Origin of the sequence: Salinispira pacifica (genome assembly GCF_000507245.1) — a bacterium.
Taxonomy (GTDB): Bacteria; Spirochaetota; Spirochaetia; order DSM-27196; family Salinispiraceae; genus Salinispira; species Salinispira pacifica.
In genome coordinates, this window is record NC_023035.1 from 1,185,192 (window position 1) to 1,204,787 (window position 19,596).

The following is a 19,596-nucleotide window of genomic DNA, read 5'->3' on the forward strand; positions in this document are numbered from 1 at the left end:
CGGCAGTGTCCGGCTTCCCGGGGATGAATGAAAACCGCTGATCCCGGTAGCCAATGGTCCGCTCAACTTGGTATCTTATCCCCATGGCCGATACAAAGCACCCCATCACGGCTTTCGCCTGCTAATCAAGGAGCACTCATGTCCCCGAACACAGACCCCCGCACCCGCATGGATGAACTGGTAGAACAGCTTCAGCACCACGAATACGCATACTATGTTCTCAGCCAACCGGAAATAACCGACCGTGAATACGACAACCTCTACCATGAACTGGAAACGCTGGAGAAAGAGCAGCCCGACATCAGGAGAGCTGACAGCCCCACCAGACGTGTAGGGTCTGACCTGAGTTCCCAGCTTCCCGAGGTTGACCACAGTATTCCCGTCCTCAGTCTGGATAAGGCCTACGGCATCGATGAAATCCGCCAATGGATACGCCGCTGTGCCAAAGGGCTCTCCCATCCCTTCCACATAATAATAGAGGAAAAAATGGACGGCTCATCCCTGGTGCTGTATTACCGCGGTGGCGAACTGGACATGGCCGTAACCCGGGGCAACGGCAGAGTCGGCAACGACATCACCGAAAATGTGCGCACCATCCGCATGATCCCCCTGCGGCTGAGCAGGAACGTGGATGCGGCGATCCGGGGTGAAGTCTATATGACGGTGAGCGATTTTCAGGCCATCAGCGGGGAAGGGGAGTACGCCAATCCCCGGAATTTCGCCAGCGGAACCTTGCGGAGAATCAAAAGCCGGGATGTGGCACGGGTTCCCCTGCGCTTCTTTGCATACGAACCCTACGGCGAGAGTTTCGGCGACTCTCATGAGGATAATCTGAGGCAGCTCAAGGAGCTGGGACTGGTGGTAAATCCCCACCAGACCAGAATTCCGGTGGATGGGGAAGACGAGGATTCTCTGGCCCGGGCCATCACGGAAATAGAGAAATATCTGGATATGAGCACCCGCCGCAGAGGCGATCTGGACTACGAAATCGACGGCATGGTGCTGAAGATCGATGAGATTCCCTTCCGGGAGGAGCTGGGCTACACCGGCCATCATCCCCGCTGGGCCATCGCCTACAAATTCGAAAGCCCCCGGGGCGTAACCACCGTAAACAGCATAGACGTTCAGGTGGGACGAACCGGCCGCATCACCCCGGTGGCCCGGATAGAACCGGTGTTTGTGGGCGGCACCACCATCTCCAATGTGACCCTCCACAATCAGGACTATATTTCCGCCCTGAGCCTTGCTCCCGGCGATACGGTTGCGGTAAGCCGGCGGGGAGACGTGATCCCCGCAATTGAGGAAGTGGTTGAAAAGGGGGAAGGGGAGCATCCCCTGTGGACCATGCCCGAATCCTGCCCGTCCTGCGCTACCGCATTGGAAAAAACCGGAGCCCATCACTTCTGCCCCAATTTCGACTGCCCCGATCGTCAGAAGGGGCGGCTGATCTTTTTTACCGGCCGTAATCAGATGGATATTGATAATCTGGGCTCGGAGACGGTGATCACCCTGCTGAAAGAGGGGCTGATTTCCGATGTTCCCGACCTTTTTCGCCTGAATTATGATGATATTGCCGCTTTGGAGGGCTTTGCCGAGAAAAAAGCCGAGCTGATACGCCAGGGGATCGATGCCGCCCGGCACCGGCCCTACCGGCAGGTGCTTGTGAGCCTGGGCATCCACGATCTGGGACCGAAAATGGCCGAGCTTCTTGAGGAGGCAGGCTACCGCAGCATCGATCAGCTCTACGAACTGATTGACCGGGGCGGGGAGGCCGAGCTGACCGAAATTAAGGGGATCGGGGAAAAAACCGTGGAAACCGTGGTTGAGCAGCTGAAGGAACCCAGAATGCGGGATATGATCGCCGAACTGAAGGATGTGGGCCTGAATTTCCAGGCTGAAGAACCTTCCCCCGCCGGTGATCTGCCCCCACAGATCTTCCGGGACCAGAGATGGTGCGTAACCGGAAGCTTTGAGACCTTCAAACCCCGATCTTCCGCCATGGAAGAGGTGAAACTCCGGGGCGGGGAAGCGGTGAGCGATGTGAGTTCCAAAACCACCCATCTCCTTGCCGGAGAAAAAGCCGGCAGCAAGCTGGAGAAGGCCCGAAAACTGGGTGTCCGGGTTGTCAGCGAAGAAGAATTTCTGGCCATGCTGAAAGAATCCTGATCAGCATCGTCCCCCGGGCACATCCCGCTGCCGCCCGGCGGCTGACCGGGTTCGCCACGGCCGCTATCCATCGGCCGCAGGCTCTCTGCGCCTCGGCCGCTAACCGGGGGCTCTCCCCGACCGATAGCCGCCGCTCGGCGGTTCCACAGCGTTTTCCGGCGGCTAACGGCCTTGCAGCTGTTCCAGGCTGATACGGTGGCGCAGCTGGAATATGCTGCGGTTCAGCTGGGGAATGTGCAGCGGGTTGCCGGGGAAGGCGAACTGCCGGTTCTCTGCATCCCCAAAAGCATGGCCGGAAGCATGGCCGGAAGCATGCCCGGCCCACCGGTCCAGCAGCTCATGAAGGCGTTGGGCGGTCTGCAGGATTTCAGAGGCCCTGCTTCGCATGGGAATGCGGACCCTGCCGGCCCCCCGGCCCGTCGCCGATCCCGGCCCTGTTGTTCTTCCTGTTGCTCTTTTCGGTGCTTTGTTCAGTGCTCTGCTTAATTCCCCGGGGTGAATCGAAACTCCAGCCTGCCATCGCTTTTCTTCAGGGAGATATTCCACGTCCAGGATCAGTCCGGCGTCTTCCCGGACAAGTTCTTTTACCCCCTGAAGCAGAAGCCCGGGTTCCGCCGGAGGATCTCCGGTAAGGAGGGTGCGCCCGTCGTCTTCGCTTCGGGTGATAACGCTCCGGATGCTCACCCCTTCCTCCCGGGCTCTGATCAGGGTGAGGGCGAACCGGGGATCGTTGTGGTAATTGGGAATAACATACTCCGGGCTGCCGTGGTTGATCACAAACAGAAGAAGGCCGCGGATCCCTTCGCTCTTCTGAAGCTCCATGAGAAGTTCCAGATGTTCACAGGCACGGATGCTCGGCGCATCGGGGAACATGGCCGCACCTGCTTCCACAAGGCTGCATGATTTCACCTCGGCCATCCAGGAATCCGTACCGTTCTCAAACGCCAGATCCAGACGGTGATCGCCGGATTTCACCTCCCTGCGCAGTCCGGAAGCATGGGGAAACAGGGCGGGAACCGCCAGTTCGGCGGCCGCAGAGTTTGCGGCTGCGCTTACCATTGGAACCCAGGCCTCCCCGTGGCGCAATGCAGCCAGAGACCAGGGCAGTTTGCGTGCGGGGTTGGAGTGCTTCTCCAGAAGAACCTCTGTGCCCGGAAGGTACAGTTCCAAAAGCTTGCCGGGATTGGGCGCATGAACGTCGGTTTCGAAGCCCTCTTCATGGATCACCCGGATTACAAAGCGGTTTTTTCTGAATAAAAAACGGCCCCGAGAATGGGGCCGGAATAATTGAATCGCATCTTTCATTTCTGCAAGCTTACCCCATATGGCCGGGGCATTGAAGGGGGTTATGCCGGCGCATCACCCACCAGGCACATCCACTCCGCTTCAGCGGCCACTTCGTCTCCCACATAGGCAACTCCGGACTGCTTCAGCATCTTCGGGCTGATGCGGTTGTTGGTAATTTCGAAGCGCACCTTTTCATCCGGGCGAACCTGCCGGCGGAATTTCACCTTGTCGATGGTGGCCAGGAAAAAGAGCTTGTCATCTTCAAGCACTCCCGCCTGACGGACTCCTGCGCCTCCGCACTGAGCCATGGTCTCCACCAGGATTACGCCGGGAACAACCGGGTACTGGGGAAAATGTCCCTGAAAAAAGGGCTCGGAGGATGTGTACACCCGGGTGGCAACGATGTTTTCCTTACCGGCTTCCACGAGCTCATCCACAAAGAGGAATGGTTCGCGGTGGGGCAATAATTCTTTGATATCTCTCATATGACAACTCCCTTGTCTGATAGTTCGATGGGGATCTATTCGTGACGCATCCCCTTGTTCTGAGTGTAGCAGTTTTTTTGAATCAGATTCAAGAATAACACCCGGATTTTATTGACAGCCCATAGGCGAAATGATAGCGTCTTTAATTATCCGTCAGCTAATCCCCGGTGGAACGTCCAAGGAGGTCTTTACGAATGGATATGAAGGATATTTTCGAACTTATTGATAAGTTTGATGAAAGCGGGATATCAGAAATCCGCTATAAAACCGAACAGGAAAGCATTACGTTGAAAAAAGGGTCTGAACCCCAGGTATTTCACAGCAGCCCCGTATATCAGCCGGTCCCCGGAGCCATGGGCTCCCTTCCCCCGCAGCATGATGCCCAGACTTTCCCTTCAGTGAATACTGATGCAAGGGAACAGAAATCAACTGATGCTGCAACGGATGGAGCCGAAACCATCACTGCTCCCATTGTGGGCACCTTTTACCGCTCCCCTGCACCGGACAGTCCTCCCTTTGTGGACGAGGGCAGCACGGTGAAGGCCGGGAGCACCATCTGTATAATTGAAGCCATGAAGGTTCTCAATGAACTTGAAGCGGATTTCGATATGGAAGTCGTGAAGATTCTGGTGGAGAACGGTCAGATGATTGAATACGGAACTCCCCTGTTTGAGGTGAAACGCGTATGATCAAGTCCATACTCATTGCGAACCGCGGGGAGATCGCTGTTCGGGTAGTACGGGCTTGTAAAGAAATGGGGATCACCTCGATTGTGGTATATTCAGAGGCTGATGCCCACTCTCTTCCGGTCCGTCTTGCGGACAAAGCGGTCTGCATAGGTCCTCCCCCCAGCTCTTCCAGCTACCTGAAAATGGAAAATCTTATTTCTGCAGCGGTTCTCAGCGGAGCCGATGCAGTCCACCCGGGTGTGGGCTTTCTCAGCGAGAATGCCAATTTTGCCCGTGAAGTGGAAAAGGCCGGCCTCATCTGGATCGGCCCCCATCCCGACACCATCGCCCGGATGGGCGATAAGGTCCAGGCAAAGCTTACTGCCAAACAATACGGCGTACCGGTAATCCCCGGTCTTGAAGGGTCGGTGGAAGACCCCGAAGCGGCAAAAAAAGCCGCCGATGAGATGGGGTATCCGGTAATTATCAAGGCTGCATCCGGCGGCGGCGGTAAGGGAATGCGGATTGTACGGGATCCTGAGGATTTTATCGGAACCCTGAGAATTGCTTCGAGCGAAGCCCAGGCTTCGTTTAACGACGGCACGGTCTATCTTGAAAAGTATCTGGAAAACCCCCGTCATGTTGAAATACAAATTCTGGGAGACAGCCACGGCAATGTGGTTCACCTGGGCGAACGTGACTGTTCCTGCCAGGAAAACCATCAGAAGCTGGTGGAAGAAAGTCCTTCCACCGTTGTCACTCCGGAAATGCGGAAGAACATGGGCGAAGATGCAGTCCGCCTGTTCAAAGGGCTTGAGTACTGCGGTGCGGGAACCATCGAGTTCCTGGTGACCGAAGGCGCCTATTATTTCATGGAAGTAAACGCCCGTGTCCAGGTTGAGCATCCGGTAACCGAAATGGTCACCGGTGTGGATATCATCATGGAACAGATCCGGGTTGCCAGCGGTCTGGAGCTGGGTATCCGCCAGGAAAATGTACGCCTGGACGGATACGCCGTGGAATGCCGGGTGAATGCCAAGGCCCCGGGAAAAATCAGCGATTATCTTCCCCCGGGAGGCTACGGCGTACGGGTTGAAAGCTTCCTGTACAACGGCTACAGCGTATCTCCGTTCTACGATTCCATGGTTGCCAAAGTAATTTGCTATGCACAGACCCGGGATGAGGGGCTGGACCGGATGAACCGGGTGCTGGACGAACTGATTCTGGTGGGCATTCCCACCAATATCGATATCCAGAAGAAGATCATCAATTCAAAGATCTTTCGAAGCGGAGAGTACGGCACCGATGTGCTGACTCACATCCTTGCCGAGGAGGATTAATCAGATGGCAGATACCAGAGTGGCAAAACTGATTCAGAAGATATTCCGGAAAAAGATGAAATTCAGCGATTTTTCCGTTGCCGATGACCGGGGATTTCTTCAGAAAGAGCATAAATGTCCTAGCTGTAATGCCCAGCTGGATTCCGAGCTGCTGAAACAGAACTTCTATGTATGTTCCCAATGCGGCCATCATTTTCGGATATCCGCACCCGAGCGGCTGCGCTTTCTGGCGGATAACGGCGAATACCAGGAATTTTCATCTGATCTTCAAACGGTGAATCCCCTGGAATTCCCCGAGTATGAAGAAAAGGTAAAGAAGAGCCAGCAGAAAACCGGACTGAACGAAGCGGTGCAGACGGTGTTATGCCGCATTGAGGGCCGGGAAGCGGTTGTGGGTATTATGAACTTCCAGTTTCTCGGAGGAAGCATGGGGTCAGTGGTGGGCGAAAAGATTGCCCGGGCCATTCTCCTTGCAGCACAGCGGGGTTTGCCCTGTATTCTTTTTACCGCATCCGGGGGAGCCCGTATGCATGAAGGGATTTTTTCCCTCATGCAGATGGCAAAGACTTCACACGCGGCGGCCCTTCTTGAGCAGGTGGGCCAGCCCCTGTTTATTGTGCTCACCGACCCCACAACAGGGGGAGTAACCGCCAGTTTCGCCATGCTGGGAGATGTGACCCTGGCCGAGCCCAACGCCCTGATCGGCTTTGCAGGTCCACGGGTTATTGAAGGAATCATGAAGCAGAAACTTCCCATCGGCTTCCAGCGGGCGGAGTTTCAGCAGGAGAAAGGCTTTGTTGATAAAATTGTTCCCCGGTCCCAGCTTCGCAAGACCCTGGCATTTCTCATAGATGCACACAGCTACGAAGGGGGGAAGGCCTGATGCGTGACAGAGAACTTCAAAAACGAATTCGCGAACTGAAAAATCTTGCTCATGTAAAGCAGATAGATATAAACGACGATCTCAACCGGATAAGCGCAAAGCTTACCGGGGATGGTCCGGGGTCCATGGATGCCTGGCAGAGAGTAACTCTGGCCAGAAATCAGGACAGGCCCAATGTACTGGAATACATCGGCAAGATCTCCGACAGTTATGTGGAACTTCACGGTGACCGCCTCTTCGGTGATGACCTTGCAATGGTGGGCGGAATCGCCAAAATCGGCGGGGTTCCCTTCACATTCATGGGCCACCAGAAAGGCCGCACCATGAAGGAAAACCTGAAGCGAAATTACGGCTGGGCCCATCCTGAAGGCTATCGAAAGGCTCTCCGCCTTGCCCGGCAGGCGGAAAAATTCCGACGCCCCATTCTCACCCTCATAGATACCGCCGGAGCGTATCCGGGAATCGGCAGTGAAGAACGGGGCATATCCGAAGCCATTGCCACAAACCTGAAGATGTTTTCTGTCTTGAAAACGCCCATCATTGCCATAGTAATCGGTGAGGGCGGGTCCGGTGGCGCACTGGGAATCGGCGTCGGCGACAGGGTGTTCATGCTGGAAAATTCCACCTACTCGGTTATCAGTCCCGAAGGATTCGCGTCCATTCTTCTGCGGGATGCCAAGAAGAATCAGCTTGCCGCAGATCTCATGAAGATGACCGCACCGGACCTTCTGAAATTCGGAATTATCAATGGAATTATCCCTGAGCCTCCCTCCGGAGCCCATAACGACCCGGACTTTGTGGCCAGCCGGCTGAAGGAAACCATCATCACCTCCTACCAGGAGCTGAAAGATAAGAAAATGGAACAGCTCTTGAAAGAGCGGAGCCAGAAGCTGCTTTCCCTGGGAGAATTCCACGATCCCCATAACGGACAGGAAGACAGTTTTTTCAGAAAACTGTTCCGCTTCCGATAACCGCGGCATTGCATCTTAACCCGGGCTTGCATGGCCGGGGGTACAACTGCACAAAAAGGGCTGCCCCATACCAGGGCAGCCCTTTATTTTTTGCATCTACAACCTGTCGAATACTGCAATCACCTTTCAGCCGGATGCTCAGTTTCCAAACTCCTGCTGCAGCATGGTGTTCCACCCTGGTGTTCCAGCCTGGTGGGCATCGGGCAGTTCCCGCCCATCCTATATACCCTGAAAGCCCAGCCAGCTGGAAACTATCAGCGGCAGTTCCACCGCTCCGGTGAGCTGCAGAACGACGGGAAGGAGAAAGAGCAGGGTGAAGATGATCCGCAGGGGATGTTTCTTCAGTTCCGCTTTCCGGCGGATGAACGGAAGAGCTGTAAGGAGCGAAAAGAGCAGAAATACAGCTGCAAACAGCAGGCCGCTTGTACCAGGCGCTGCCTGATGCCAGTCTTCCAGCCGGAAACTCAGACCGATGAGCCAATTGGTGATCCGCGCATACTGGCCGAAAATCATCAGCACACCGATCACCACAAGAATTCCTCCGCTGATCCGCTGAATGGTCATCATATGGGGTTTCAGCTTTTTGAGAACAGAATCCGCCCTGGCGATAAACAGGCTGGTAAGAAGAAACGGCAGGGCAAGTCCCAGAGAGTAGACGGACAGAAGAACCGTACCCTGAGCCAGGTTTGATGAACCGGCTGCAAGAGCCAGAATGCTGGCCAGAATCGGTCCGATACACGGCGACCAGCCTGCGGCAAATGCCATGCCCAGAAGCAAGGCTCCGCCCATCCCTGCAGGACGCTTGGCAAGGTGAAACCGTTTTTCGTAATTCAGAAAGCTGATGAAGTTGAATATGAGATTCAGTCCGAACACCGTCACGATAATTCCGGCGATCAGATTGATCCAGTATGTTGCTCCGCTGAAGGCTGCGGCTGTTCCGCTGAAAATCATGCCCAGCACCACGAAAACCACAGTGAAGCCGAGAATGAAACTCAGCGTTTTCAGCATCAGAGGAAGCCTGGGTGATTCACCTTCCCGCAGCTCTTTCAACCCCTGTCCTCCGATGAAGGACACATAGCTGGGAACCAGAGGAAGAACACAGGGACTGAGAAAGCTTACCGTGCCCGCAGCAAATGCGAGAAAAATATTCAGATTCTGGGGATCCATGAACTTATCCCTGCATCAGCTGACGGAAAAGCGACCGATACTGCTCGCCGTCGTATATGTGGGTGCCCACCTTTCCGGCGATCACATTACCGTCAGGACCGATAATATATGTTGTGGGAATTCCCCTGACGCCGTACTGGTAGCTGGTCCGTCCGTTGCGATCCATGAGAATGGGAAAATCATACCCCTCTTTATCCACAAAATCACTGACAACTGAAGGTTCTTCCTGCTGGTTTACCGCCAGAAGCACGAAATCCTCGTTTTTCAGATCCGCATACAGGTCATTCATCGACGGCATTTCCACCCGGCAGGGACCGCACCATGTGGCCCAGAAGTTCAGGAACACCACTTTGCCACGAAAGTCGCTCAGAGAAACTTCGTCTCCGTTCAGGTAGTTGAGGGTGAAATCCGGAGCCTCCACGGCTTCGTCGAAGACGGTCATTCCGATATTCCGCAATGCAGCCAAAGCCTGTTCACGGGTCTGTATTGAAGAAGGCACAGGTGCTGCCGATTCACCTTCGGATGAGTTCTGCACCTGCTCCTCAGGCTGGGCGGTGTCCGGGGATTGGCCAGCGGGAGCGGCGGATTCCGAACCTCCCATGGCAGAGAGTTGTAACGGGATGAAAAGAAAAGCCGTAAAAATCATCAGGGCGGTCATCAGGCGAAACCGGCCATGGACTGCTGTTTTGCTCATATATAACTCCGAATATATAGTAAAGTTATGAACCAATATAGTTATTATCCGGGCAAATGAAAAGAACTAACCGCCGGGAAACAGAAAATTGTCGGATGTTGCCGCCCGTTCCGCCACCCATCTGGAGCTACCGCCGCCACCCATCTGGAGCTACCGGCAGAGATACCGGCAGATTCCCCAGTTCCGGCTGCTTCCCGCAAATTCCGCTGCCGTGAGCTACATGCCGAGATACCCGCTGAACAAAAGGGCGGAAAAATTATACCCAAGATGAACCAGAATGGGATACCGCAGTTTCCCGCTGAACAGATAGAGCCAGCCGAGAATCACACCGGAAAGGAGGGAAAAGATAATCCCCGGCAGTCCGGCATACACGTGCCCCAGGGAAAAAAGCAGTGCGGCTGCGATAACCGCAGCAGGTCCGGATGCACCCATCCGTTTCAGCCCCTGCAGAAGAATTTTCCGGTAGAACAGTTCTTCAACCTGCACCGCTGCAATTGTAAGACAGATAACGAGTATCAGCCCGGAAACGCTGTCGGGGCGGGAAAACACCGGCCCAGTCTGTATATCAGACAGACTGGCTGCAGCCAGGTTCATGATGAAGATGAAAAGATAACTCAGCGCCGATGCTGTTGCAGCGGCCCACAGCCTGGGGCGGGTGCTGTTCGGCTTTTCCCGGTAGCTTCCCCGGGAAAGCATTATCCACAGCACAGCGATTTTGACCAGATTTACCCCCAGCAATACGGCGGGAACGGAAAAATCTGCCCGAAACAGGGCAGGAAGGAGGAGAAAGTCGATAAGATAAGAGAAAATGAGAAAAAGCGCGATATCTTTACAGGAAGCGCTGCAGTTACGTATAATCATACCAATACTCCCGGCTCAGTCAGATCCGCCCGGAGCCGTTTTTACGGGCTTTTTCACGCCGGTCAGGGACTCGGTATCGCAGCGGAACACACTTTTGCGGCGGATGTCCATTGGAGCGAATTGAATGACCATATTTCTTATCATACTCATCGTGCTGATTGTGCTTGCCTCGATTCTCATCCAGCGTTCCGGAGGATTCAGTTTTCCATGGATGAGTTTTTATGTCAAAGGAAAGGAAGCGGGCTTTTCATGGGGAGAGATCAATCTGCTGCGGAAGGTGGCAGTCCAGAATAGTCTTCCCAACCCCAGTTCCCTGTTCTGGTCAGAAAAAACCCTGGACCGCTCAATTCGCGGGGTGATAGTCCGCCAGCGCTCAAAAGGCGTTGCCGAAAGCCCCGACTCTACGGAATTTCTTTCCAAGCTGTTTGAATTCCGGAAGCGGGTGGAGTTCAGCCTGCCCAAATACCGGCTGGGGATTACCACCACCAGGAACATGGTTGCAGGGCAATATATCAAAATTGTGCTTCCCGGAGCCGGGGTGTACCTTTCCAAAATTGTGGAAAATCTCCGGAAATATCTGGCCATCGCATACCCCGAAGGTAAGGCTCTGCCGCCGGGGTTCAGCTGGAGAGGACAGAAAGTCAAAGTCTATTTCTGGCGCAAGGAAGATGCCGGGTATTTTTTCGAAACCGATGTGTTGGGAGATTACACCGATAAGCAGTATCCCATCCTGCATATCAAGCATTCGGACAGTCTCGCCCGTGTTCAGAAACGGAACAGCATCAGGGTCGGTCTCAATCAGAGTGCATATCTGTACCGTCTGCGCAGCATACATGAAGCCTCGGAGTCTGTGGAGCACAGCGGGGGTACCGCTGTAAAATTGTGGATATTTCCGAAGACGGCGCAGGTGTGATGGTCGGCGGTCGGGGAAAAGCCGGAATGCCGGTTAAAATCCAAACCGACCTTCAGGGCCAGTCGGTAATCCTCAACGGTGTGGTAAAGGATGTGAGCTACAAGGATTCGAAGAATGTCTCCATTCTCCATGTCCAGGCAGTGAATCCCAGTCCGATGATGAAAAACCGGATTCTCAGCTATGTTTACGGCATATTTAAGGATTGAGAAAATAGTAATTTGATTGCAAAAGCTCCCGGGACTCATTAGTATTTGCTGTGAGACGGTCCGGAGAAAAATTGCATCATCACTGATCCCATGGATCGTCAGCGGGTAACTATTTGGCCGCTGCAGCATTATTATGTATATTGACCATGGCAATGGAAAATCTGTGATTTTGAAATTGCCTCTCGAGTAATTGGAGGAATTCATGAAGACCACTGCACGATACAGCATCCTTCTTGCATTAATCGTATTTACTGCCTTTGCAGCGTCCGCCCAGGATGATAACGGCAGCAATGAAAATCTGCCCGCCGAGGTAAGGGCTTTTGTGGAAGCCTTTGAACGGGTTGAGGATGTTGGGAAACTTGAAGTGATCCAGAGCACCCTGGATGCGGAAGTGAGTCAGTTGGAAACATTTTACAGCGATGTGCTGGACTATGTGGTAAATAACGAAGACAGTATCAATTCAAACACCCAGCTTCGGGAAATGGCGCTCCTGGTATTTCCCCGGATCATCGAAGGCGGATTCACCGGAATGAATCCCCAGTTGTGGACTCTCTTCGATTCTGTTGAAGAAACATTCTGGAGAATTGAAGTTCTGAATGTGATGCAGGAGGTGGGCCAGGGCGACCGTCAGCTGGCGGTAAATCTTGCAGATTGGATGGCAGACCAGAACCAGAGCAAGAGGGCGGGAACCCGTCCTGATTTTCAGGTGGTGAGAGAAGCCGTTGAAACTCTGGGTGCGCTGGGGGATCCGGTGGTGTATCCGGTGCTTCTTGACACCGTGTTGAACCAGTATTCCGCGGAAATATCCGGAATCGCCCTTCGGGCCATATCAGAGTATGAAAACCGTGAGGATCTGCTGGTTGAAACTGTGGAAGACAGCCAGCCCCCCATCAAACGTGAACTTTTCACCCTTTATACCAACCGTGATGAGTTTGATGATATCATTCTCGAGGTTTCACACCGGGTGCTTTCCCATATTCTTGAAGCCCGGCCCAACAACATGGAAGCCAGAATCACCCTGGACAGCATCCGTCTTGATGCGGTTCGTATCCTTTCTGAATCTCCCAGGGAAGAATTTGCCCCCGCACTCATCGCTCACCTGGATGCAGCCATCCGCTCCTACGATCGGGGAACGGCGGATAAAAGCCTGCTCCTTGAGGCAATCGGAGCCCTGGGTCAAACCGACAGCACCGATGCTGCCGTGCGGCTGGCGGAATACCTGGACCTTATCAACACCTATACCGAACTTGACCGTCCCTTTGACCGACAGATCACCCTGGCAGTTATAAATAATCTGAAAACCCTGGGAAAACCCGAAGCATACAACCCCTTATACATGGTTACAGTATTGAACTATTCCAACGGTGTACAGGATGCAGCCCGGGAAGCCCTTGAAGCGGTCAGTCAATAACTGGTGACATCGACCTGATCTTTCCGCCGATCAGGCACTGACTTCCTTCGGGGAGTCAGCCGCATCGGTGAATCGCGCCCTCCTGTATATGGAGGGCGTTGTTGTTTCTGCTTGAACTTACCGCATATGCTGCTTTATACCGCCGGCTGTCAGATGCGTCAGAACCGGTTCTCTGGATTTCTCCCTGGCTGATACTTTTTGCTGGAGTTCTCTTTCTTGCCGTCTCACAGCTTCTTTCCCGAATATCATCTTCACACCCGGGACGCTTCCCGGAAACGGGATCCCATCTTCCCTCCCGTGCAGCATGGACCGTCTCCACCCTGCTGACCCTCTGGATTTTTGCAGGTCTCAGTACCGGCAACACCCTGATTCCCCGCTTTCCCGGCCAAGCGTCGAATCTATCGTCGGACCTGTCGTCGGACGCATCGTCGGTGTCCGCCAGAGAAATCCGGGTACAGGGCAGGGTGGATGCCGACAGCCGGCTGGATTACCGGGGCCGCACCATTCACAGCATGCATAATCTCATTCTGACGATGGAAAACGGTTCCAGCTTCTCCAGGCCCGGAAGCATCATCTTTGAAATACCCGGTGAACGGTTTTTCATGGGAGAACGGCTTGAAATTCAGTTCACAGCTTCGGCCCGGGATCTTGCACGGCTGCCGTTGCCTGCCGGCACCGTGGAACTTCTGAGCACAGGAACTCAATGGGGAAATCCAGGCGCACAGGTTGCCGATCCTCCGGCACAGGATCCGGAGACCGCAGGGGAGGGCCTGGCGAGGGAAACACCCGCAATAACAGCAACAGCAGTAACAGCAACAGCAACAGCAGTCAAAGCGGCAGCAGAGGCGGGGCTTGCCCTTCGACGGAAAATACGCATAAGAATTCTTGAAGGGCTTCAGCTGCTGGATAACCCCGGAAGGGCATTTGTCCAGAGTCTGGTTCTGGGCTATCGCAGCGGACTTCCGGGAATATTTTCCACTGTTTTCCGTCAGGCGGGGGTAATGCACATTCTGGTGCTCAGCGGCATGCATCTTGTGCTTCTCTATGCCGGGGTACTCAGGCTGCTGCCCGGGTTCTGTCCGGCGGTTCTGAGAGAAATTATCGCCCTTGTCACAATCTTTCTCTATCTGGGACTTATAAACCCCGGAACATCCGCATTCAGGGCGGCGGGGGCCATATTCTGCTATTCCGCGGCAACCATGGCGGGGGTTCGCCTGCGGCCGGTTCTCCTTCTCCGACTTATATGGACCGGCCTCATCCTGATCCGTCCTGTGTCCTTGCTGGACCCGGGAATGTACCTTTCATTTGCCGCCGTGTGGGGGCTGATGAATTTCCGTGCACCCTTCGTGTTCCTCGCCGCCGGCCTGCGCTGGCGAATCACCCGGCGGAGGAATGGTGGAGCCGCTCCGGGCAGGAACGGGGAGAATACCGATATGACTGACGGGGCGGCAGTTAGGAACCCTCTGCGCCGGCTCCTGCAATGGGCGGGGGAGATGCTGGCAAGTTCCCTTGCCGCCCAGACCGCCGTCATGCCGCTGGCATTGTTGCTGTTTTCCGGTTTTTCTCCCCATTCATGGATTGTTCTTCCTCTGGTGATCATTCCCTTTTATCTGCTGTTTGCAGTTTCCGTGTGTGCCATTCCCCTGCTTCTGGTGCTGCCCTCTGCAGCCGCCGGTCTGGATGCGCTTCTTCAGGTCATTATCGGAGCTATGCACGCCCTGCTTTTTCCATTTCACCTCCTGGGAGCTGGGCTGAATGAAGCTTCCCGGTGGCTGAAACTGGTCGGAGTATCTTGCTTTCTGGGCATTCCTCTTTCCTGGCAGTTCTATTGTGTGAAGCATGCGCTTCTGGTATCTTCCTCCCATGTTCAACTACGATTCAGTAAAGGATATCCGGGAGCTTCTCTCCAGCCGGGGTATTGCCATGCAAAAACGCTTCGGTCAGAACTTCATGATCAATCCGGACATGAGAAAGAAGGTGGTGGATTGCCTTCCTCCTGTTGAAGGCAGGGAAGTTTGGGAGATCGGACCGGGAATCGGTGCGTTGAGCAGAGAGCTTCTGGACAGGTCCGCCCGGGTCACCATGTTTGAAATTGACCGGGGCTTTATCGCACTTCTCAAGGAGTTGTTCAAGGCTGATATTCACAACGGCAGCCTCAGGATTGTTGAGGGCGATGCATCCAAGACTCTCTTCAGCCAACCGGAGAGGCCCGGGATGATTATCGGGAATTTGCCCTACAACGTGGGCTCGGGAATTATTTCAAGGCTTCTCACCTCGGGTTTTCATGACCTTCCCATGGTGTTCACCCTCCAGAAGGAGGTTGTTGAGCGTATCTGCGCCAATCCTGGTACACCCCGGTACGGCAGCTTTTCGGTGCTGGCCCAGTATGCAATGGAGTGCAGAAATGCCGGGAACATATCTCCGGGATCCTTTTACCCTGCACCGGAGGTCTCCAGCGCAATTCTCCGTATGACCCCGGAAAAAACTTCCTGCGGGGCCCGGGAGCTGGCAATTCTGGATGCGGTCCTGAGAACCCTGTTTCACAACAGGCGAAAGACTCTGGCAAACAATATCAAGAAGATGGGGGAAGGCCGCCGGATTAAACCGGCGAACGGGACGTCCCCCGGCCAGCCCCCGCCTCCATGATGATTACCCCCGGGTTAATGAACCGGGCCCTGACGGAACTGGCCATAGACAGCCGTGCCAGAGCCGATGCACTGCAGATGGAGGATTTCCGCAGGCTTGTGGGATTCCTCCTGGAGAACGCCTGACCGGACGGATTTACTGACCCGAGCCACTAACCCGAGCCACTGACCGGAGTCGCGGTGCAGCCTTAAAAGGAGGCCCAAAAAACTGCCCGGTCCATACTGACCGGCCCGCTGACAAGGCCCCCAGGCCGGCCTGCTGGAATCAGATCAGTTTGAGATCCTTCAGGGTTTTTTTGATTTTCTGCTTCACATCATCAGAGGGTTCGCACAAAGGCAGCCGGTAGCGGTCGCTGCAGTGACCTTTGAGATGCATTGCATACTTAACCGGGATGGGATTGGTATCGAGAAACATGGCCTTGAACAGGGGCATGAGCCGGTAATGCAGCTCCCTTGCTCCCGCAAGGTTCGCACTGGCCGCAAGAGTTGCCAGTTCCTTCATCTCCCCGGGAATAATATTGCTGGCAACCGATACAACTCCTTCAGCCCCCACGCTCATCAGCGGCAGCGTCACATTGTCGTCTCCGCTGAGCAGGGAAAAACCCTGGGGGCGGCGGTGAATAATATCCATCACCTGTGCCAGATCGCCGCTGGCTTCTTTCACCCCGGTAATCTGGGGATGCTCAGCCAGGCGGAGAATGGTGTCTGCTTCAATATTTTTTCCCGTCCGTCCGGGAATGTTGTAGATAATCACGGGAAGTCCCGTCGCCTCGCCGATGGCCGCAAAGTGGCGGTAAAATCCTTCCTGACTGGGCTTGTTGTAATAGGGGGCGACCTGAAGACTGGCTGCGGCTCCCATGTCCCGGGCTTTAATGGTCATGTCGATGGCTTCGCTGGTTGAGTTGGACCCGGTTCCCGCAATGACCGGAACCCGGCCTGCGCTCTGCTCGATCACAATACGGATCACTTCAAGGTTCTCTTCGTGGGTCACCGTAGGGCTTTCCCCGGTGGTTCCCATGGGCACCAGACCGTCGACACCGCCGTCAATCTGATCCTCCACGATCTTTCTCAGCGCCGCCTCATCTATGGACCCGTCTTCGGTAAAGGGGGTGATCAGTGCGGTATATACTCCGGTGAACATTTTTGCCTCCTGTGGGCGGGCGGGGGATTCCGCCGTTAATTTCGTCAGTATTTTTCAGCTTTCCGTCAGGGTCAGCTTTCCATCAAGTCCCGGAAAAAGCTGTCTGCATGATGCATGCCCCGTTTTTCCATCAGCCATTCAAGTCCAATGACCGAACCCGAGGCAAAACCCGATCTGTTTCGTGCGCTGTGCTCCAGCACAATGCTGTCGGCGGGACTGTCCATGGTAACCCGGTGAATACCGGGAATATGCCCTCCCCGAACGGTTCCGATGTGAAGCTCATCATCCCGAATTTCCCTCTGAAGGGGATCAAAACAGATGCTCTTCTTCCGCTCCAGGTTTTCAAGAATTTTTCCTGCCAGGGTCAGAGCGGTTCCCGACGGACTGTCCTTCTTTTTCTTATGGTGATATTCATGCATCATAATGTCATAATCATCAAGGGAGTTGATCAGTCCTGCGGCCTCTTCCACAATCCGGAAGAAGAGGTTGGCACCGGGACTGAAATTTGAGCCGTAAAGCAGGGCTCCTCCGGTGCTTTTCACGATCTCTTCGGCCTTCGCTTCCTGCTCCTGCCACCCGGTGGTGCCGATGACCACAGGGATGTTCCGGCTGGAGAGGAATGATATTCTGTCCAGAATACCCTCCGGGAGTCCGAACTCTATGACTCCCTGGGTATCTTTCACCGCCTCGTCGCTGAGTTCACTGAACAATCCCTGAACAGGATCAACGGTGGAGACAATGGTATGGCCCCGCTTTTCAGCGATCTGTTCCACCTCTTTCCCCATTCTGCCGTAGCCGATGATGGTGATATTCATATATGCCGTTCCTTTTGCTGTTTTTTGTGTGAGGCCGGTTCAGGCCTTACTCGCACTGGCTGATTGTCAGCGCTCCGGTGTTCACGATGTCCTCCACAGAGCAGCCCCGGCTGAGGTCGCTGATGGGCTTGGCGAATCCCTGGAGCACCGGACCGATTGCTTCGGCTCCTCCCAGGCGCTGTACCAGCTTGTACCCGATGTTCCCGGCCTGCAGATCCGGGAAGATCAGGGTGTTGGCGTGTCCGGCTACAGCTGACCCCGGGGCTTTTTTCTTCCCCACAGAGGGCACAATGGCCGCATCCAGTTGCAGTTCGCCGTCTATTTCCAGATCCGGATGGGCTTCCTTAACCATTTGGGTGGCCCGGACTACCTTTTCTGTCTCTTCAGTCTTCGCACTGCCCTTGGTTGAGAAGCTGAGCATGGCTACCCTGGGTTCAGTCTTCAGGAATGTGCGGCAGCTTTCTGCAGCCGCTGCGGCAATTTCTGCAAGCTGGGCATCGCTGGGGTTGGGAATGGTCGCACAATCGCTGAAGATCATCTGTCCCTCATGCCCCCACTGGGTGTCCGGGTGGATCATCACAAAGCAGGATGATGCGGAACTGATTCCCGGTTTGGTCTTGATAATGGTGAACGCCGCCTTCAGAACATCTCCGGTGGTATTTTCCGCACCGGCGACCACCGCATCGGCATCGCCCAGACGCACCATCATGCAGCCGAAGCGGAGTACATGATCCATATCGGCATAGGCCTGATCGGAGGTCATCCCCTTATGCTTTCTCAACTCATAATATTCGCTGCCGTACGCGTTTCTCCGCTCATCGGAGGCAGGTGTGATGATATCAACCTGGGAAAGATCCACGGATAATTCCTTCGCCTTTTGTGCAATCGCATCTTTGTCACCCAGCAGGCTCACCTTTGCGGCGATTCCCCGCTTCCGGATTTCTGCCGCTGCCTGAATGGTTCTGGGTTCTGTTCCTTCCGGAAGAACCAGATGTTTTTGTTTTTGTTTGGCAATGTGATGCATGTTTTCGATAAATGTCATAAATCCCATCCTGATTGGTTTTTTTTGATGTGTATGAGTGCTGAAAAAGAAATTTCGCCTACATACTATCATACTCGTTTTTTCGTTGGTATAGTGCAATTATGAAAATTGCGGTGTATGGACTGGGAAGATTCGGCAGATTCTGGGCCGAGTTGCTCATGGATATCGGCTTTACGGTCTGCGGGTATAACCGCTCCTCCAGAGACAGCGGCAACCGGATTCCCCGGGTCGGTCTGGAGGAAGCATGTGCGTCTGATGTGCTGTTTATCTGTACTTCCATATCTTCCATTCCCCAGGTCGCAGAGGAAATTGCGCCCCTTCTCAGGCCTGACACGCTGGTGGTGGATACCTGCTCCGTGAAGCTGTATCCCCTGCAGGAGCTGTCCCGGGCACTTCCCGAGTCCCAGCCGATCCTGGGAACCCACCCCATGTTCGGACCGGATTCTGCGGGGGAAGGAATCAGCGGTCTTCCCCTGGTAATATCCCCCTGGACCGCAGACGAGAACGTTCTCACATTCTGGACGGAAAAATTCTCCCGGGCGGGACTGGATGTTATCTCCATGAGTGCCGACGAGCACGATCATGAAGCAGCCCGAACCCAGGGAATCACCCATTTTATCGGCCGCTTCCTTGCAAGTCTGGAACTGAAGCCATCAAGAATATCAACACTGGGATTTCGGAAAATTTTCGAAGTGATGGAGCAGACCTGCAACGATCCCTGGCAGCTTTTTATTGATCTCCAGAAATACAATCCCTACACCGGTGAAATTCGGGGTGAAATGACCCGCCATTTTGAACAGATGATTCAACTGCTGGACAGCCAGCAGATAGACAGTCAGCCGATAGACAGTCAGCAGAAGCAGTAGTACATTAAAGCGTCCGGTTTTTGATCCGGGCGGGA

At 54.5% G+C, this 19,596-nt stretch carries 19 protein-coding genes; 11 read left to right on the forward strand and 8 right to left on the reverse strand.

The features are described from left to right. Positions 1–138: 138 nt before the first annotated feature. The gene (ligA, locus tag L21SP2_RS05170) at positions 139–2,166 is read left to right on the forward strand and encodes an NAD-dependent DNA ligase LigA (protein WP_024267438.1); all 2,028 of its coding nucleotides are present in this window, start codon (positions 139–141) and stop codon (positions 2,164–2,166) included. Positions 2,167–2,328: 162 nt separating this feature from the next. Here the strand turns inward: ligA and sfsA are convergent, their stop codons facing one another. Both sfsA and fabZ read right to left on the reverse strand, forming a co-directional pair. After that, the gene (sfsA, locus tag L21SP2_RS05175) at positions 2,329–3,471 is read right to left on the reverse strand and encodes a DNA/RNA nuclease SfsA (RefSeq protein ID WP_024267439.1); all 1,143 of its coding nucleotides are present in this window, start codon (positions 3,469–3,471) and stop codon (positions 2,329–2,331) included. A 41-nt stretch (positions 3,472–3,512) separates the two neighbouring features. Next, on the reverse strand, positions 3,513–3,938 hold the full coding sequence (gene fabZ, locus L21SP2_RS05180) for a 3-hydroxyacyl-ACP dehydratase FabZ (RefSeq protein WP_024267440.1): 426 nt from the start codon (positions 3,936–3,938) through the stop codon (positions 3,513–3,515). Between the two features lie 194 nt (positions 3,939–4,132). Between fabZ and accB the strand changes: the two genes are divergently transcribed. Genes accB through L21SP2_RS05200 form a run of 4 tightly spaced genes read left to right on the forward strand, consistent with a single transcriptional unit; the run spans position 4,133 to position 7,800 of the window. Continuing rightward, a complete protein-coding gene (gene accB / locus L21SP2_RS05185; RefSeq protein WP_024267441.1) occupies positions 4,133–4,627 on the forward strand; it encodes an acetyl-CoA carboxylase biotin carboxyl carrier protein in 495 nt (164 codons plus the stop codon). Then, complete coding sequence (accC, locus tag L21SP2_RS05190; RefSeq protein WP_041401219.1) at positions 4,624–5,946, forward strand: acetyl-CoA carboxylase biotin carboxylase subunit; 1,323 nt, start codon at positions 4,624–4,626, stop codon at positions 5,944–5,946. The genes accB and accC overlap by 4 nt, the downstream gene beginning before the upstream one ends. A gap of 55 nt (positions 5,947–6,001) precedes the next feature. Continuing rightward, the gene (gene accD / locus L21SP2_RS05195; RefSeq protein WP_053335759.1) at positions 6,002–6,829 is read left to right on the forward strand and encodes an acetyl-CoA carboxylase, carboxyltransferase subunit beta; all 828 of its coding nucleotides are present in this window, start codon (positions 6,002–6,004) and stop codon (positions 6,827–6,829) included. Then, positions 6,829–7,800: an acetyl-CoA carboxylase carboxyltransferase subunit alpha gene (locus L21SP2_RS05200; RefSeq protein ID WP_024267444.1), complete on the forward strand. Its 972-nt coding sequence runs from the start codon at positions 6,829–6,831 to the stop codon at positions 7,798–7,800. Before accD ends, L21SP2_RS05200 begins: the two co-directional genes overlap by 1 nt. A gap of 219 nt (positions 7,801–8,019) precedes the next feature. Here the strand turns inward: L21SP2_RS05200 and L21SP2_RS05205 are convergent, their stop codons facing one another. The 3 genes from L21SP2_RS05205 to L21SP2_RS05215 form a co-directional block, all read right to left on the reverse strand. Continuing rightward, entirely contained in the window at positions 8,020–8,967 is a 948-nt protein-coding gene (locus L21SP2_RS05205) for a cytochrome c biogenesis CcdA family protein (RefSeq protein ID WP_024267446.1), read from the reverse strand. Between the two features lie 4 nt (positions 8,968–8,971). Beyond that, positions 8,972–9,661 (reverse strand): TlpA family protein disulfide reductase, encoded by a 690-nt coding sequence (locus L21SP2_RS05210; RefSeq protein WP_024267447.1) that lies wholly within the window; start codon positions 9,659–9,661, stop codon positions 8,972–8,974. A gap of 216 nt (positions 9,662–9,877) precedes the next feature. Continuing rightward, complete coding sequence (locus tag L21SP2_RS05215) at positions 9,878–10,522, reverse strand: CPBP family intramembrane glutamic endopeptidase (RefSeq protein WP_024267448.1); 645 nt, start codon at positions 10,520–10,522, stop codon at positions 9,878–9,880. Positions 10,523–10,646: 124 nt separating this feature from the next. On the opposite strand from L21SP2_RS05215, the gene L21SP2_RS05220 reads away from it, so the two are divergent. The 5 genes from L21SP2_RS05220 to rsmA all read left to right on the forward strand — a co-directional run bounded on the left by L21SP2_RS05220 (position 10,647) and on the right by rsmA (position 15,698). Continuing rightward, the gene (locus L21SP2_RS05220; protein ID WP_053335598.1) at positions 10,647–11,435 is read left to right on the forward strand and encodes a flagellar brake domain-containing protein; all 789 of its coding nucleotides are present in this window, start codon (positions 10,647–10,649) and stop codon (positions 11,433–11,435) included. Further along, positions 11,435–11,641: a hypothetical protein gene (locus tag L21SP2_RS18315; protein WP_053335599.1), complete on the forward strand. Its 207-nt coding sequence runs from the start codon at positions 11,435–11,437 to the stop codon at positions 11,639–11,641. Before L21SP2_RS05220 ends, L21SP2_RS18315 begins: the two co-directional genes overlap by 1 nt. A 202-nt stretch (positions 11,642–11,843) precedes the next feature. Next, positions 11,844–13,052, forward strand: a complete 1,209-nt coding sequence (locus L21SP2_RS05225) for a hypothetical protein (RefSeq protein ID WP_024267449.1) — start codon at positions 11,844–11,846, stop codon at positions 13,050–13,052. Positions 13,053–13,153: 101 nt separating this feature from the next. Next, positions 13,154–15,055: a ComEC/Rec2 family competence protein gene (locus L21SP2_RS16930; protein WP_024267450.1), complete on the forward strand. Its 1,902-nt coding sequence runs from the start codon at positions 13,154–13,156 to the stop codon at positions 15,053–15,055. Continuing rightward, positions 14,976–15,698: a 16S rRNA (adenine(1518)-N(6)/adenine(1519)-N(6))-dimethyltransferase RsmA gene (rsmA, locus tag L21SP2_RS05250; RefSeq protein ID WP_169730430.1), complete on the forward strand. Its 723-nt coding sequence runs from the start codon at positions 14,976–14,978 to the stop codon at positions 15,696–15,698. Before L21SP2_RS16930 ends, rsmA begins: the two co-directional genes overlap by 80 nt. Positions 15,699–15,962: 264 nt before the next feature. Here rsmA and dapA read toward each other — a convergent pair whose 3' ends face one another. The 3 genes from dapA to pta form a co-directional block, all read right to left on the reverse strand. After that, on the reverse strand, positions 15,963–16,838 hold the full coding sequence (gene dapA, locus L21SP2_RS05255) for a 4-hydroxy-tetrahydrodipicolinate synthase (protein ID WP_024267453.1): 876 nt from the start codon (positions 16,836–16,838) through the stop codon (positions 15,963–15,965). 71 nt (positions 16,839–16,909) lie between these two features. Continuing rightward, entirely contained in the window at positions 16,910–17,653 is a 744-nt protein-coding gene (dapB, locus tag L21SP2_RS05260) for a 4-hydroxy-tetrahydrodipicolinate reductase (protein WP_024267454.1), read from the reverse strand. Between the two features lie 46 nt (positions 17,654–17,699). Further along, positions 17,700–18,695, reverse strand: coding sequence for a phosphate acetyltransferase (gene pta / locus L21SP2_RS05265; protein WP_024267455.1), 996 nt, complete (start codon positions 18,693–18,695; stop codon positions 17,700–17,702). Positions 18,696–18,796: 101 nt separating this feature from the next. On the opposite strand from pta, the gene L21SP2_RS05270 reads away from it, so the two are divergent. Further along, positions 18,797–19,561: a prephenate dehydrogenase/arogenate dehydrogenase family protein gene (locus L21SP2_RS05270; protein ID WP_024267456.1), complete on the forward strand. Its 765-nt coding sequence runs from the start codon at positions 18,797–18,799 to the stop codon at positions 19,559–19,561. Positions 19,562–19,596: the final 35 nt, after the last annotated feature.

What these genes read in the sequence shown, in the direction of transcription:
- fabZ (WP_024267440.1), bottom strand. Translation starts at nt 3,938, where the DNA reads ATGAGAGATATCAAAGAATTATTGCCCCACCGCGAACCATTCCTCTTT.
- L21SP2_RS05205 (WP_024267446.1), bottom strand. Translation starts at nt 8,967, where the DNA reads ATGGATCCCCAGAATCTGAATATTTTTCTCGCATTTGCTGCGGGCACG.
- ligA (WP_024267438.1), top strand. Translation starts at nt 139, where the DNA reads ATGTCCCCGAACACAGACCCCCGCACCCGCATGGATGAACTGGTAGAA.
- L21SP2_RS05270 (WP_024267456.1), top strand. Translation starts at nt 18,797, where the DNA reads ATGAAAATTGCGGTGTATGGACTGGGAAGATTCGGCAGATTCTGGGCC.
- dapB (WP_024267454.1), bottom strand. Translation starts at nt 17,653, where the DNA reads ATGAATATCACCATCATCGGCTACGGCAGAATGGGGAAAGAGGTGGAA.
- pta (WP_024267455.1), bottom strand. Translation starts at nt 18,695, where the DNA reads ATGACATTTATCGAAAACATGCATCACATTGCCAAACAAAAACAAAAA.
- L21SP2_RS05210 (WP_024267447.1), bottom strand. Translation starts at nt 9,661, where the DNA reads ATGAGCAAAACAGCAGTCCATGGCCGGTTTCGCCTGATGACCGCCCTG.
- sfsA (WP_024267439.1), bottom strand. Translation starts at nt 3,471, where the DNA reads ATGAAAGATGCGATTCAATTATTCCGGCCCCATTCTCGGGGCCGTTTT.
- rsmA (WP_169730430.1), top strand. Translation starts at nt 14,976, where the DNA reads ATGCAAAAACGCTTCGGTCAGAACTTCATGATCAATCCGGACATGAGA.
- L21SP2_RS05200 (WP_024267444.1), top strand. Translation starts at nt 6,829, where the DNA reads ATGCGTGACAGAGAACTTCAAAAACGAATTCGCGAACTGAAAAATCTT.
- accB (WP_024267441.1), top strand. Translation starts at nt 4,133, where the DNA reads ATGGATATGAAGGATATTTTCGAACTTATTGATAAGTTTGATGAAAGC.
- L21SP2_RS05225 (WP_024267449.1), top strand. Translation starts at nt 11,844, where the DNA reads ATGAAGACCACTGCACGATACAGCATCCTTCTTGCATTAATCGTATTT.
- accD (WP_053335759.1), top strand. Translation starts at nt 6,002, where the DNA reads ATGAAATTCAGCGATTTTTCCGTTGCCGATGACCGGGGATTTCTTCAG.
- L21SP2_RS18315 (WP_053335599.1), top strand. Translation starts at nt 11,435, where the DNA reads ATGGTCGGCGGTCGGGGAAAAGCCGGAATGCCGGTTAAAATCCAAACC.
- accC (WP_041401219.1), top strand. Translation starts at nt 4,624, where the DNA reads ATGATCAAGTCCATACTCATTGCGAACCGCGGGGAGATCGCTGTTCGG.
- L21SP2_RS05215 (WP_024267448.1), bottom strand. Translation starts at nt 10,522, where the DNA reads ATGATTATACGTAACTGCAGCGCTTCCTGTAAAGATATCGCGCTTTTT.
- dapA (WP_024267453.1), bottom strand. Translation starts at nt 16,838, where the DNA reads ATGTTCACCGGAGTATATACCGCACTGATCACCCCCTTTACCGAAGAC.
- L21SP2_RS05220 (WP_053335598.1), top strand. Translation starts at nt 10,647, where the DNA reads ATGACCATATTTCTTATCATACTCATCGTGCTGATTGTGCTTGCCTCG.